The organism is Pleionea sp. CnH1-48 (assembly GCF_024124665.1).
In the GTDB taxonomy this organism is placed as follows: Bacteria; Pseudomonadota; Gammaproteobacteria; order Enterobacterales; family Kangiellaceae; genus JAMXSB01.
The window spans coordinates 546,627-559,682 of the sequence record NZ_JAMXSB010000002.1 but is presented as its reverse complement, the minus strand read 5'-3'; the positions used below and the strand labels follow the sequence as shown (position 1 = coordinate 559,682).

At 44.9% G+C, this 13,056-nt stretch carries 11 protein-coding genes; 5 read left to right on the top strand and 6 right to left on the bottom strand.

All coding sequences use genetic code 11. The annotated features are described in order from the left end of the window. Nucleotides 1-9: 9 nt before the first annotated feature. Nucleotides 10-2,157 (bottom strand): adenosylcobalamin-dependent ribonucleoside-diphosphate reductase, encoded by a 2,148-nt coding sequence (locus tag NH399_RS04955; protein WP_253037383.1) that lies wholly within the window; start codon nucleotides 2,155-2,157, stop codon nucleotides 10-12. Nucleotides 2,158-2,760: 603 nt separating this feature from the next. Between NH399_RS04955 and NH399_RS04950 the strand changes: the two genes are divergently transcribed. Next, nucleotides 2,761-3,261 carry an elongation factor P hydroxylase gene (locus NH399_RS04950; protein WP_253037371.1) on the top strand — a complete coding sequence of 167 codons (501 nt, stop codon included), beginning with the start codon at nucleotides 2,761-2,763 and terminating at the stop codon, nucleotides 3,259-3,261. Nucleotides 3,262-3,385: 124 nt separating this feature from the next. Here NH399_RS04950 and NH399_RS04945 read toward each other — a convergent pair whose 3' ends face one another. Further along, on the bottom strand, nucleotides 3,386-3,586 hold the full coding sequence (locus NH399_RS04945; protein WP_253037369.1) for a hypothetical protein: 201 nt from the start codon (nucleotides 3,584-3,586) through the stop codon (nucleotides 3,386-3,388). A gap of 177 nt (nucleotides 3,587-3,763) precedes the next feature. Between NH399_RS04945 and NH399_RS04940 the strand changes: the two genes are divergently transcribed. From NH399_RS04940 to NH399_RS04930, 4 genes are all read left to right on the top strand, one after another. Further along, entirely contained in the window at nucleotides 3,764-4,891 is a 1,128-nt protein-coding gene (locus NH399_RS04940; RefSeq protein ID WP_253037367.1) for an ATP-NAD kinase family protein, read from the top strand. Nucleotides 4,892-4,900: 9 nt separating this feature from the next. Further along, entirely contained in the window at nucleotides 4,901-5,029 is a 129-nt protein-coding gene (locus NH399_RS25390) for a hypothetical protein (RefSeq protein ID WP_256489289.1), read from the top strand. A gap of 205 nt (nucleotides 5,030-5,234) precedes the next feature. Further along, nucleotides 5,235-6,380, top strand: a complete 1,146-nt coding sequence (locus NH399_RS04935) for a hypothetical protein (RefSeq protein ID WP_253037366.1) — start codon at nucleotides 5,235-5,237, stop codon at nucleotides 6,378-6,380. 158 nt (nucleotides 6,381-6,538) lie between these two features. Then, nucleotides 6,539-7,402: a hypothetical protein gene (locus NH399_RS04930; protein ID WP_253037364.1), complete on the top strand. Its 864-nt coding sequence runs from the start codon at nucleotides 6,539-6,541 to the stop codon at nucleotides 7,400-7,402. Nucleotides 7,403-8,054: 652 nt separating this feature from the next. Here the strand turns inward: NH399_RS04930 and NH399_RS04925 are convergent. From NH399_RS04925 to folE, 4 genes are all read right to left on the bottom strand, one after another. Beyond that, complete coding sequence (locus NH399_RS04925; RefSeq protein WP_253037362.1) at nucleotides 8,055-8,780, bottom strand: aspartate/glutamate racemase family protein; 726 nt, start codon at nucleotides 8,778-8,780, stop codon at nucleotides 8,055-8,057. A 616-nt stretch (nucleotides 8,781-9,396) separates the two neighbouring features. After that, complete coding sequence (locus NH399_RS04920; protein ID WP_253037354.1) at nucleotides 9,397-9,840, bottom strand: PaaI family thioesterase; 444 nt, start codon at nucleotides 9,838-9,840, stop codon at nucleotides 9,397-9,399. A 625-nt stretch (nucleotides 9,841-10,465) separates the two neighbouring features. Further along, nucleotides 10,466-12,484, bottom strand: coding sequence for a bifunctional tRNA (5-methylaminomethyl-2-thiouridine)(34)-methyltransferase MnmD/FAD-dependent 5-carboxymethylaminomethyl-2-thiouridine(34) oxidoreductase MnmC (mnmC, locus tag NH399_RS04915; RefSeq protein WP_253037353.1), 2,019 nt, complete (start codon nucleotides 12,482-12,484; stop codon nucleotides 10,466-10,468). Between the two features lie 3 nt (nucleotides 12,485-12,487). Next, complete coding sequence (gene folE / locus NH399_RS04910) at nucleotides 12,488-13,042, bottom strand: GTP cyclohydrolase I FolE (RefSeq protein ID WP_253037352.1); 555 nt, start codon at nucleotides 13,040-13,042, stop codon at nucleotides 12,488-12,490. Nucleotides 13,043-13,056 lie beyond the last annotated feature (14 nt).

The window sequence follows — 13,056 nt, the reverse complement described above, 5'->3', positions numbered from 1 at the left end:
CGCTGTTGCTTAAAGTTTGCCGTAGTAACCTTCTTTTAAAGCATCAAACAGATTTGCCGCGGTATGAGTTTCACCATCATACTCAATTTCTTCGTTACCTTTGACTTCCAGCTTGGTGCCATCTTCTAGCTCAAACTGATAAGTGGTGTTTTCCAGATCCTGTTCTTTAACCAGTACGCCCTGGAAGACCTCTGGATTAAAGCGGAAAGTGGTGCAACCTTTAAGCCCTTGCTCGTAAGCGTAACGATAAATCGATTTAAAATCGTCGTAAGGGAAATCAGTCGGAACATTCGCTGTCTTAGAAATGGATGAATCAATCCACTTTTGTGACGCCGCTTGAATGTCAACGTGCTGCGTTGGTGTAATGTCATCAGAAGTGATGAAGTACTCAGGCAGTTGCTCGTCGGCATTCTCTGAGAAAGGCATGGCTTTATCGTTGATCAATGTGCGGTAAGCCAACAACTCATAAGAGAATACGTCGATTTTCTCTTTCGACTTTTTGCCTTCGCGGATCACGTTACGTGAGTAGTGATGTGCGAAGCTTGGCTCAATACCATTACTGGCATTGTTCGCTAATGACAAAGAAATGGTTCCTGTTGGTGCGATAGAAGAGTGGTGCGTAAAACGCGCGCCTACTTCGGCCAGTGCTTCGGCTAATTCTGGCTCTACTTCGCCAACTTGTTGCATATAGCGACTGTATTTGGCGTGAAGGACTTTACCTTTTACTTTTTGACCAATTTTGTAACCGTCTTTTTTCATTTCTGGACGCTTACGTAGCATCTCACCAGTCACTTCGAAGTCTTGTTCCATGATAGGAGCAGGGCCTTTTTCTTTGGCCAGATCCAAAGCGGTACGCCAGCCTTCTAGCGCTAACTCTTTGGTGACTTCTTCGGTGAAAGCAACAGACTCTTTTGAGCCGTACTTCATACCCAACATAGTCACTGTTGAGCCTAAGCCGAGATAACCCATACCGTGGCGACGCTTGCTCATGATTTCGTCGCGCTGACCACCTAGAGGCAGACCGTTAATTTCGACCACGTTGTCAAGCATACGAGTGAAGATGCTAACGGCTTTACGGTACTTGTCCCAATCAAATTTAGCTTTGTCGGTGAAAGGATTTTTCACAAACTTGGTTAGGTTGACAGAACCTAACAGGCAAGAACCATAAGGAGGAAGAGGTTGCTCACCACAAGGGTTGGTTGCACGAATGTTTTCGCAGAACCAGTTGTTGTTCATTTCATTTACTTTGTCGATGAGGATAAAGCCAGGCTCAGCAAAATCATAAGTGGACGACATGATCAGGTTCCACAAATTATTCGCTTTTACTGTTTTATGAACGCGACAGGCAACACGACCTTCTTTGTCAGTGATGTAGCCTTTAGAAACAGGCCAGTCACGCCAAACTACTTGTTCTGAATCTTTAACGTTAACGCCGTCGGCTTTGGCTTCTTTTTCGCTCAATGGGAAGGCAAGCTTCCACTCGGCGTTGTTTTTAACCGCTTCCATAAACTCATCAGTGATCAACAGAGATAAGTTAAATTGACGCAAGCGACCGTCTTCACGCTTTGCTTTAATGAAGTCCATCACATCGGGATGACCTACATCAAAGGTTGCCATCTGTGCACCGCGACGACCACCTGCCGAAGAGACGGTAAAACACATTTTGTCGTAGATATCCATAAAGGATAGAGGGCCAGAAGTATAAGCGCCGGCACCAGAAACATAAGCGTTTTTAGGACGTAAAGTTGAGAATTCGTAACCAATACCACAACCGGCTTTTAGGGTCAGTCCGGCTTCATGTACTTTGGCCAGAATGTCGTCCATCGAATCAAGAATAGTGCCCGATACGGTACAGTTGATGGTTGAGGTGGCTGGTTTGTGCTGTTGTGCGCCCGCATTCGACATAATTCGTCCTGCTGGGATCACACCATGACGTAGCGCCCACAAAAACTGCTCAAAAAATTCTTCTTGTTTATCTTTGGCTTCAACGCTAGCCAAAGCTTGTGCTACCCGCTGGTAGGTGCCATCAATATCAGCGTCTACTGGACTGCCATCTTTGGCTTTTAGACGGTATTTGGTATTCCAGATATCGACGGAAGCGGTTTGTAATTCAATATCAAAATTAGAGGCTTCTATTTGTTTTTGTAGTGCGGTCATGTCCTGCGTCCATCCAAAAATATGAAGGGTTGTTTATTAGTTTGAGAACAAGCTGTGGATAACCTACATATAACTCCATGAGCGATACATAACTATATGGTGGGGCCATCCGAGAATCTCGGCACAATATATAGTTGGATGGCTAAACTGTAAAGCAGATATTGATTATTCTGCACGGCAAAAACCGCTAGATGATTGAAACTCTTGGAGATTTTCAAAATAAATTTTTTTGCTTGACAATACTTTATTAAGTGCTTGTTTTGCAACGCTTATACAGCTGATTGAATATTGTTCATTAGTGGTAGTTTGAGGCACAATTTTGGTGCTTAAATTATGCCATTTTGTGATGAGTTTGATTACATTGTGGCAGCATTTATGGCTGGGACGAATGTTTGTTGTGAGTAAGAGGGGAGTGCTTCGGTTTGTTTAATAAATGCTCAGGTTACCTTTCATCGATGAGAGAGCGGTAGCTCAGAATGGATGCATCAGATCTGCTCTCTCGTTGTTTAAACTTCCGTCGTCAGGTAAAGATATTCATGTTCAGAGTGGTTTCTGTTATCTTTCCGCCAACTTGATGTATTTTCGCTGATTAGGGCTGTACCGATGTTGAGTAAAGAGAGTGATGATGAGTTGTGTCGACATTTAGTCAGCGCTTTTGCTGAGGTGTTTCCTCACTTATTGATACAAGGCGGGGCGGATGAGCCTTTTTATAGTGCGCCCAAAGAAAACGCCAAAGCGACACTCTATTTTAGAAGCAACTATCCGCGAAGCTTACTGCACGAAATGTCTCATTATTGTTTGGCTGGGGAGCAGCGAAGGGCTCAGGATGATTTTGGGTTTTGGTATGTTCCCTGTGGCAGAACACAAGAACAGCAAGAGCAATTCGAGAAGGTTGAAGCAAGACCTCAGGGACTCGAAAAAGCCATGTGCGACATTATTGGCATTGATTTTTCTCCGAGCATTGATGATTTTTCTGGGCGGCCACCTTCAGACAGTTTTTTGCAGGGGATCGAGACTGCTTATAACGAAATGCTGACCAATCCACCCCCTACAGCTAAGAAGGCCATTCAAGGATTGTCTTATTATATGGAAAGCTGTTGTTGAATGGGTTTTTAGAGCAACCAATCTTGATGCTGATTGTATTTTAGTCAGTTACATAAAGTTAAAAACTCCCTGCACCATGTCTCTGGCACAGGGAGAGTCTATGAGTTTTACGGAGCTGTATTAATTAGGGAACCAGTGTAAAGTTTTTAGGCTCAATACACATACCATGCAAATTGATGTCATAGTTCCAATCTGCTGTTGTGTCGCCGATAAAGCGTTCTCTAGTTTCTAGGTGAGCAGAAAAACGCAGGCATTGTTTGTTATTGATTAACTCATACTTTTTACTGCTATGGTCACCTTGTTCAAGAGTATCGTTACTACTCAAGATTGTTTTTATCCGCTCTCGATTAGCAAAGAATCCTGTGCAGGGTTAATGTACAATAGCAACACCTAAAGAGCGCTATTTGTGCATTTGATGAATGAGTGAACTTTCGAAATCTGGGCAGGGATCATCAAGACAAGTTCCCCATGATGGAAGAGTTGGCAGTATAGAGGCAGTTGCATGTTTAAATTGGGATTGGTGGTGAATCCATTTGCCGGGATCGGAGGCAGTGTTGCCTTAAAAGGCAGCGATGGCGAAGACATTCGAGCACTGGCTTTAGAAAAGGGCGCTCAACCCTTGGCGCCAACGCGTAGTCAGGCGGCGCTGGCTATGATTGAGGCAACCCATCGTAACAAGCTACAGATTTTGACAGCATCGGGTGCAATGGGTGAAGACAGTGTGGTCGCTGCAGGTATGACGCCTGTTGTGGTGGCTGAATATGCTCAACCTAGCCAGGCTGAAGACACACAAGATTTGATTCGATGTTTTGAGCAACAGGGCGTTGATGTGATCTTGTTTGCCGGTGGTGACGGTACGGCACGAGATATTTTATCGACATTGGATACCGACATTCCTGTATTGGGTATTCCTGCTGGTTGCAAGATCCACAGTGGCGTTTATGCGGTTACCCCCAAGGCGGCCGGGATGGTGATTAATCAGCTTATCGAAGGCGAGCTGTTATCATTGCGCGAGGCATCGGTGATGGATATCGACGAAGCTGCCTTTCGCGAAGGTCGTGTTAAGGCGCGTAACTTTGGCAGCATGATCATTCCTGATGCGTTGAAATATGTTCAGGCAACCAAGCAGGGGGGGGTAGAAGTTGAAGAACTGGTACTCCAGGACATCGCTGCGGATGTGATCGAAAATATGGAGCCAGATATTTGTTATGCCATTGGCTCTGGCTCCACCTGTGCGGCACTGATGGAAGAGCTGGGTCTCGAAAACACTCTATTAGGCATTGATGTGGTTAAGGATAATCAACTGATCGCATCGGATGTTGATGCCATTTATCTTTCTAACTTGTGCGAACAGGAAACCGTGGAAGCAGTCATCACGATCATCGGTGGGCAAGGGCATATTATTGGCCGAGGCAACCAACAGTTTTCACCCGAAGTCATTCAGAAAATTGGTTGGGAACACTTTCATGTTATCGCCACAAAACAGAAAGTTCAGGCACTAGAGGGCAAGCCCTTGATTGTTGATAGTGGTGTTGCTGAGTTAGATGATGCCTTGTCGGGCCTGAAAAAAGTGATTACCGGATATCATGATTCGGTGATTTATCGGGTCGGCATTGATTATGATGCCTAAGTGGCTTGAATGGTAAGGTCGCTGACGTCAGTCATTGTATTTTCTCTGTGTCAGCATTCTCTTAAAGACAGTAGCGATATGGTTGCAAAACGCTGTAATGCTGCACCTCGACAGAATCTAGAAACAGACGCTAAGTAACTTAATTTATTCATGATATTGGCGCTCGAATCTTGCTTGCGAAACTCCTTTTGGGATATTTGGTCCCTTGTGATTTAACCCCATCGGTCTATTATTAATCCCGTACACAGGAAGTGTATATCACGGAGGGTTCGACAGGAACGCGAACATCAGGGAAACCAGGGCGGAACCAACACGGCAGGGACCAAAACGGAAGATAGCGAGAATGCTAGGGCGGCTGGAGGCCGCCTTTTTTATGCCTGTGATTTTTATCTGGGCGTTGAGAGATCTTGATGGCTTGGTTATGCTGGATAAAAAACGAATAAGATCTCATGTTATGTTACTTCGGTTTATTTTTCTTCTGATAGTCAGTATCAATCTTCTTGCCTCAGAGCCTGGCGTATTACCTAAACCCATTACTAATAATGCTGTCGCTGCGGCGAAAGTTAATGGTCAATGGCGACTCTATTCCTTTAACGGTTTGGCTGAAGGTAAGCGTTGGAGTGATGCAACGTCTCATGCTTCATTTTGGCAATTGGGTACGCCACAAGGCCAGACACTTAAGCCCGTTCCGGGCCCTGGCGGTCGATTAGCCAGTATTGCTGTAACGGTGGCCAATCAAATTTATTTGATGGGAGGTTATACTGTTGCAAAGGATGGTAGCGAAGTATCGACACCCGAAGTATTTCGTTTTGATCCTATCCAATCGAGCTATCAACAAGTGACAGAGATGCCGTTTCCGGTGGATGACAGTGTTGCTCTGGTTTATCAAGATCGATACATTTATCTGGTGTCTGGTTGGCATCATGATGGCAACATCAGTCATGTTCAAATGTTGGATACTCATTCCATGACATGGACACAGGTTTCGCCTTTTCCTGGCCCTGCCGTCTTTGGGCATGCGGCTGGTATCCTTGGCAATCAAATGGTAGTGGTTGATGGTGTCAAAGTCGCTGATCGCTCTAAAGGTAAACGCATTTATAAGATGTCACCCGTTTCGTTTTTAGGAACGATAGACCCAAAGAACCCTGCCAAAATTAAGTGGCAAGTATTGCCAAAACATCCTGGGGCGGCGGGTTACAGAATGGCCGCAACAGGAGATGAGAAGGGACAACGCATTATCTTTGCTGGTGGCAGTGCAAACCCTTATAACTACAACGGTATTGGCTACGATGGTCGTCCTGCTTCTGCTGACAGTCGCGTTTTTGCCTGGGATCTAAAGCAACAAAAATGGCAGGTGCTGCCTTCACTCAAAACAGCTTCTATGGATCATCGCGGGTTGCTTGCGGTTGACGATTGCTTTTATCTGCTAGGTGGCATGTTGGATAAGCAGCGAGTGACTGACAAAATACAGCGTTACTGTCCTAAGTAAAGGCATCTTGATTATCTCGTGGAAAAATTCCTTTTGTCGAAATGCTTAACAGTTCCATTTTGAGATGATTCTAAGTGTTTGTTTTTAAGGAATAATTATAGTTGGCACAAAGTATGCTCTACTAAAAGCAGATAATAAACCGATACAGGAAGTGGAAGATGAATAAAAAAACATTAATCGCGTTAGGTTTAACAGGAGCAATGACTGCTCCGGCATTTGCTGTTCCTTTTGAGTATGTTCGAATTGGCGATCAGGATGGCTTTGGGTTTAATGCAGATGCTAACTTCGCTGCTTTAACCGGTGATGGCGGATTAATTGATCGTAACAATGATGGTCAATTAGGGCCGGGCGATGTATTGCCCAGTTTGAATGGCGGTGGTGTGGTTGCTACAGGTAGTGGTGACGATTTTGATAATCGTCTTAATGAATCAGTAAACGGTATTGGTTTTAGCGACAATGGCACGCAAGGTGTCGAGTTTACTGATATTGCTTTATCCACCAGCTACGATAACTCTAGCAACAACAATAATGTTTATGACGCCAACACCAGTACCTGGGGTTCTGGCGGTACTTTCCCGAGCGGTAACTCCAATAGCTTACCTAATCAGCCTGGCTTTGTTTTTGATTTCTTTGTGAGTGCGGGTGACATTGTTGCTGGTACGGATATCTTCTTCAATATGGTCTTTGGTGACTATGATGTTTTTCCTGCAGAAATCGATCTGATTTATGCCAACAATACAGCCGATACCTTACCGGTTAACTTACAGAACAATGGCCCTGATGATGGATTGATTCAAGCAGCCTTTGTACAGTTAAGTTTTGCCGATGTGTTTACCTGGGATGCCATTAACAATGGTTGGTCCGGTTATCTCGAAGTGAACTTTGATGCGCCTAATGAGCCCTACACAGCATTCGATTTTGTTGAATTAAGTGTGGCACCTATTACGGTCCCAGAGCCAGGTCCTTTATCTGTCTTGTTGTTAGGTTTGGGTTGGTTATACCGCGCTCGTAAAAACGCATAATCAATCGCGCTGTCTCTCTTAAACCAGAAAGCTCCTAGTTGAGCTTTCTGGTTTTTTTATATCTCCATTATTTTAATTTCCGAATATTAAAAGTGACTAAATTTTCATTTTTAGTCGTATATTCTCGATTTGATATATCGTTTTTGAGCCAAAACATATGGGGTTAGTCCGGGAGCTTATAAGAAAATGTAGGAGATCGCCTGTAACCTTTGTGCGAGATCTCTTACAAGCCTGTAAGCCATGTCTCGTCTTGCTGTAAGTGAGTTACGGTTTTTTGATAGTAATTTCTTCTAACTTATTGATTATAAAAAACTAATGGTTTTTGAGTTAAGACGTTTGTCATCTAATTGTCATAGAAAGCTTATTGTCTATCACCCTGATTAACGTAATATAGAACCCGTGGACAGGACAGGGAATCACGGAAAGTAAGGCGTTCACACGGAGTTGCTAAATGGTTTAGCTCATGCGGGAAACAGGGCATGGATGAAAACAGCACTTGATGAAAGTACGACAGGATTTGAAGGACTGGGAAGAAGGGGAGCCTGATGGAGAAGGCAACGGACTAAACTGGGATAGACGAGACCTTGTTCTCATTCAAAGAAGGTAGCCACGAAGGCTGCCTTTTTTATTGCCCGCGATTTACGTTTTTCTATTATTTCACACCTTCTAATGATTTCTTCAAGGCGGCTTTGGCCAGCAAGCGTGTTGAATCTAAAGTAGGTAATGCAGAGTTACCGTCGTTAATGATTAATGGAATTTCGGTGCAGCCTAAAATCACGGCATCGCATCCTTGCTGTTTGAGATTATTAATCACTGTTTGAAAATAACGAATACTGTCTTCTTTAAACACGCCGTGGACTAATTCCTCCATAATAATACGTCCTACCTCATCAACTTGCTCTGCATTGGGCTTTACACAAGCCAGAGATTCCTTCTCCAGTATGCCTGGATAAACACTGCTGTTTACTAACCAGTGAGTCCCCGTCAGGCCTAAGCGCTGGTAGCCTGATCGTTTGGCTTCTGCTGCCACGACTCTGGCGATATGCAGCCAGGGTAAAGGAGAAGCCTGCTCAACCCATTCAAAAGCCTGATGAATAGTGTTATCAGGACAAATAAGCAACTGTGCGCCAGCATTCTTCAAGTGGTTAGCCGAAGACAGCATCAGATCGGCAACACCTTGTAGATTGCCTTTTTTCAGACAATCGACATAGTGACTCAGCGAGTGGGTATGCATGGCGATCTGAGGATGTTGATAGTTTCCCAACTGATTTTGGGCCTCTTGGCAAAGGGTTTGATAACAGAGGGCTGCGCCTTCTGAACTGCAACCAACAATACCGATGGAAAGGCTTGAATCAATATCGACGTTATTTTTGTTCATTGAGAATGCTTACTGATGGAAAGTGGGTGTCTGCAAAGTGTATCGAAAGGGCTAAAACACGTCGATAAAATATCTCGTAACTGAATGATTTTTGTGCAAAAAATGTGTTGGCCTGGTGGGCGTGTTTGAGTTGATGTGGGTAAGTGTTAGGTCATTGTTGAAGATGCTTGTACGCCATATCTCACAAGGTTGTGCGATAACTTGGTGACTTGTTATCAGTCGAGACTTATCTCAATCTATAAAGCTCTGTAAGTTATTGATATAAAATGAAAAAGTAGAGTGGGTAAATATTGAGCAAGTCCCTCAGTCCATTTTTCTGCCGATACCCCCCATTGTTTCGAATAATTATCCGCGTACTATAGACCCCGTAAACAGGAAAACGGACTACATGGATGTCTTGGGTGTTTACACGGAACAACTGGCTGGAGCCAGTTACAGGGACAAAGGGCACGGACGAAACACAGCACTTGATGAAAAAACACACTTCAGGGAAGTGCAGGGAGTCAATAAGGGAGCCTGATGGATTGGGCAAGGGACTATACAGGACATTGAGACTGATGACTCAACTGAAAAAGGCAGCGTAAGCTGCCTTTTCTTTTTGTGTTTTCGTTGATAGTTAAGTCTTATCTGCATATCCCAAAGCATCAACCAACAACATCTTACTACGCACAAAGATCCCGCTACCTCGCGCAATCTCTTTACCATCATCATTATAAACCACCGATTCCGCGACCCATTGGCTGCGATTTTTATTTACTACTTTACCCACGGCGCGCATGTTGCCTTCACTAACTGGACGGGTAATATAGGTCGTGAAGGAGGTGGTTAATACAAACACTTCTGGTTCCAGAGAATTGGCTGCGAAGAAAGCAGCATCATCCAGTAGCTTAAAGTACACAGAGCCGTGTACAGCACCTGCGGCGTGAAAGTAATCGGGAGTCAGTGCTATCTGAATTTCGGCTTCACCTTCTGCGACCGTGATTTTGGGTGGATACAGTTTGTTGATGGGAGCAGCCTGATACATGCTTTCTAGACAGCGATAGTGTTGTTCTGGGGTCATTGGAATACTCCATCCTTAAATCAATGAAGATTGACGACTTGATGGCAAACAAAGATAAGACAAAATAGCGATTTCGCCAATCATTTTGGTGACAGAATCAGAGCCAAATTAACTGATTTTTCTAGATTTTTCTCCTCGGCTTAAATTTGCCACTTCCCAAAAGGGTGATATTGGCCATCAAGCGTGTGAGAAATATCTTACAAGCGTGTAGGAGATTGCGGTTATTTGCGTCGCGTCAAAGCTTACTTATGCTAATGGCTTTTGTTAAGTGATTGAAAATAAATAGCTTTTTGTGGTCCTTACCAAGGTGGGAGCAGAATTGTCCCACAATCTTCCCTAAAAGGTGGTTGTTTTCGTCGGTCAGTAATTTAATATTTACCTCGTGGACAGGAAACGGAAGCATTGGATAGCACACAAGTTCACATGGAAAGTTGAAAGGCATTCAACTTAGCTGGGACAAACAGGGTATGGACAAAAACAGCACTTGATGAAAAGCACGACAGGATTGAAAGGATAGGAACAGAAGGGGAGCCTGACGGATAGGCAAGGGACTAAAAACGGACAAAAAAGAGTTTATCTCTTTCGAAAAGGTAGCCAGGAGGCTACCTTTTTTTATGCCTGAAATTTATTCACTGGATTCGGTTCGCTGTTGGAAAAAAGGTAAGCGGTTTTCGGGTGGCTTCTTAAGCTCACGAATAAGAAATCGAGCAGGGTGGAGGTATTGATACAGAGCTTCAGGCAGGGGAGCCATGTTGCCAACGATCTGGCTCTTTAACATCTCTGCACAAATAAAGGCGCTGGTCATACCGCGTGCGCCATGAGCAATATTGAGCGATAGCCCTGGCCAATAATTCCCGGCCGGAAAGCTTTTGGCTCGTTTACCTTGCCATAGGGTGTCATAGGTTTGAATAAACTCGTCCAACATAGGCAGTGGGCCCACCATGGGGAGTCGGTCACTGGCACAATAACGAAAACCCACACGACCAGACAAAGTATCCGGTGCTGATATGGGCTGACCTGTTAGCTGGCCTAGCTTATCGAACAACTCTTGTTGGCTGGCTTGAGTTAGCTCTGGGTTAGTATCTTCCCGATCAAAGGTAGCACCCACATACAGCTGCTGTGATTTAGGGATCAGATAGATATCGTCGCAAATCACCGCATCCGGCTGAATACCTTCGTTTAATTCTAATGTCTGACCGCGCACGGTAATTGCTGGTAGAAAATTTTCCGGTAGCAGCGACTTGGCGCTATGACTGTTGCAAATAACCAGATGGTCAAAAGCGTCCCACTGATTGTCCTCTGATATTAATGTCCACTGCTGGGCGTCACCCAGCTGTAGCTGATTGATGGCTGTATGGAAATGACACTGAATATTGGGATGTTGGGATAAACGCTCGCACAAAGCCGCAGGTTGCAAATACCCCGAGCGAGGAAACTCTAACGCCCAGCGCTCTCCATCGTGCACACTTTGCTGCGCACTGTCCGATGGTGACAACAATCGAACCCAGGATTGGAATTCTTCATTGTCTTGATACGCTTTGATCAGCTTGGTGGCGTCATTCTGATCTTTCGCCAGTTTGAGCACACCGACAGGATGAGAGAGTTTATCTAAGTCATTGGCATCAAGACTTTGCAGCAGATAATGATAAGCATGCCAGAAAAACTGGGTGGTCGGGTTCACATCGCTAGAAAGGAAAGGGTAATAAATGCCCGCGCTATTGCCTGAGGCTCCAGCGCCAGCCGCCGCTGCCTGCTCAAATAGGTGAACTTCGAGTCCTTGCTGAGCGAGGGTTTGGGCCGTGGTGGTACCCGCAATACCGGCACCAATGATGGCGACTTTTTTTACCGCGCGAGTTGGGGCATTGGCCACTGTAAACCAAGGTGTTTGGCGCTTTTGAGGAATGGGTGGCGATGGCTGAGACTCAGACTCAAGGAAGCCCGTCGCCATCTCTCGTTTGTATCCAAAGCCTTTGCGCTTAATAATCCGAAATCCCTGTTCTTCGAGTCCTCGGCGAACAAAGCCTGCTGCCGTGAAAGTGGCAAAACTCGACTCTGTGCTGGAATTTTGGCGTATGAGTGCAAAGGCCTGATGTGCCCAGATCTCAGGATTTTTCTTGGGGTCAAAGCCATCCAGATACCAGGCGTCAATGAGCGGCTTTGACTGCATCAGATGCTTGAGGGCATCCATCACATCGTGGTACAGCAGCGTCAAACTAACCCTGAGTTCTGGAAAATGAATCGTCCACACGCCTTCTAGTGGTGGTGGATAGTGTTGTTGAATCCGTTCTGCAATATGGGCAAGATGTGGCCAAGATTGATGAGCTTTAATTAAGTCATCGAGAATGAGCGGGTACTTTTCGATGGAGATAAAATTTAGCCAACCCTTGTCATTATGAAACGACTGCCAGTATTTGGCGGTGACTAAAAAATTTAAACCAGTACCAAAACCAATTTCACAAATATGGAAGGGATGTTCATGAGTACAGGTCTGCCAACGTTCCCCCAGCCGATTGCCATCGATAAAGGTATAACGGGTTTCGTCGGCACCGTCTTCTCGTGAAAAGTAAATATCGTCGAACAGGCGAGAATAGGGGATGCCATCCTGCCAATCGATACTGGCTGATGTCAGGATGGGACTGGCCATGAATTAATCTCTTACTAGATTCAAAAACTCAGCACGGGTGGCAGAAGAAGAACGGAACAAACCATTCATTACAGAAGACGTCATGGTCGAATTTTGCTTTTCTACACCACGCATCATCATGCACATGTGTTTGGCTTCTACAATCACACCTACACCTTTAGCATTGGTGACTTCTGCAACCGCATCAGCGATCTGCTTGGTGAGATTCTCTTGAATCTGTAGGCGGCGTGCAAACATATCAACAATACGAGCAATTTTTGATAAGCCAATGACTTTGCCTGTGGGGATATAAGCAACGTGGCATTTACCGATAAAGGGTAGCAGGTGGTGTTCGCATAGCGAATACAGTTCGATATTTTTAACGATAACCATCTCATCATTGTCACTTTCAAAGATAGCCCCGTTAACCACTTCTTCGAGGTTCTGTTGGTAACCACGGGTCAAAAACTGCATGGCTTTGGCGGCGCGTTTGGGGGTGTCTTGCAAACCGTCACGAGTAACGTCTTCGCCGAGAGAAGTGATGATGTTTTTGTAGTAATCCGCTATTTGTTCAGTCATAGTCAAAGTGTTGC

Bases quoted from the DNA above. Each gene is read 5' to 3' on its own strand.
- NH399_RS04955 (WP_253037383.1), bottom strand. From the start codon at position 2,157: ATGACCGCACTACAAAAACAAATAGAAGCCTCTAATTTTGATATTGAA.
- NH399_RS04950 (WP_253037371.1), top strand. From the start codon at position 2,761: ATGTTGAGTAAAGAGAGTGATGATGAGTTGTGTCGACATTTAGTCAGC.
- NH399_RS04940 (WP_253037367.1), top strand. From the start codon at position 3,764: ATGTTTAAATTGGGATTGGTGGTGAATCCATTTGCCGGGATCGGAGGC.
- NH399_RS25390 (WP_256489289.1), top strand. From the start codon at position 4,901: ATGGTAAGGTCGCTGACGTCAGTCATTGTATTTTCTCTGTGTCAGCAT.
- NH399_RS04935 (WP_253037366.1), top strand. From the start codon at position 5,235: ATGCTAGGGCGGCTGGAGGCCGCCTTTTTTATGCCTGTGATTTTTATC.
- NH399_RS04930 (WP_253037364.1), top strand. From the start codon at position 6,539: ATGAATAAAAAAACATTAATCGCGTTAGGTTTAACAGGAGCAATGACT.
- NH399_RS04925 (WP_253037362.1), bottom strand. From the start codon at position 8,780: ATGAACAAAAATAACGTCGATATTGATTCAAGCCTTTCCATCGGTATT.
- NH399_RS04920 (WP_253037354.1), bottom strand. From the start codon at position 9,840: ATGACCCCAGAACAACACTATCGCTGTCTAGAAAGCATGTATCAGGCT.
- mnmC (WP_253037353.1), bottom strand. From the start codon at position 12,484: ATGGCCAGTCCCATCCTGACATCAGCCAGTATCGATTGGCAGGATGGC.
- folE (WP_253037352.1), bottom strand. From the start codon at position 13,042: ATGACTGAACAAATAGCGGATTACTACAAAAACATCATCACTTCTCTC.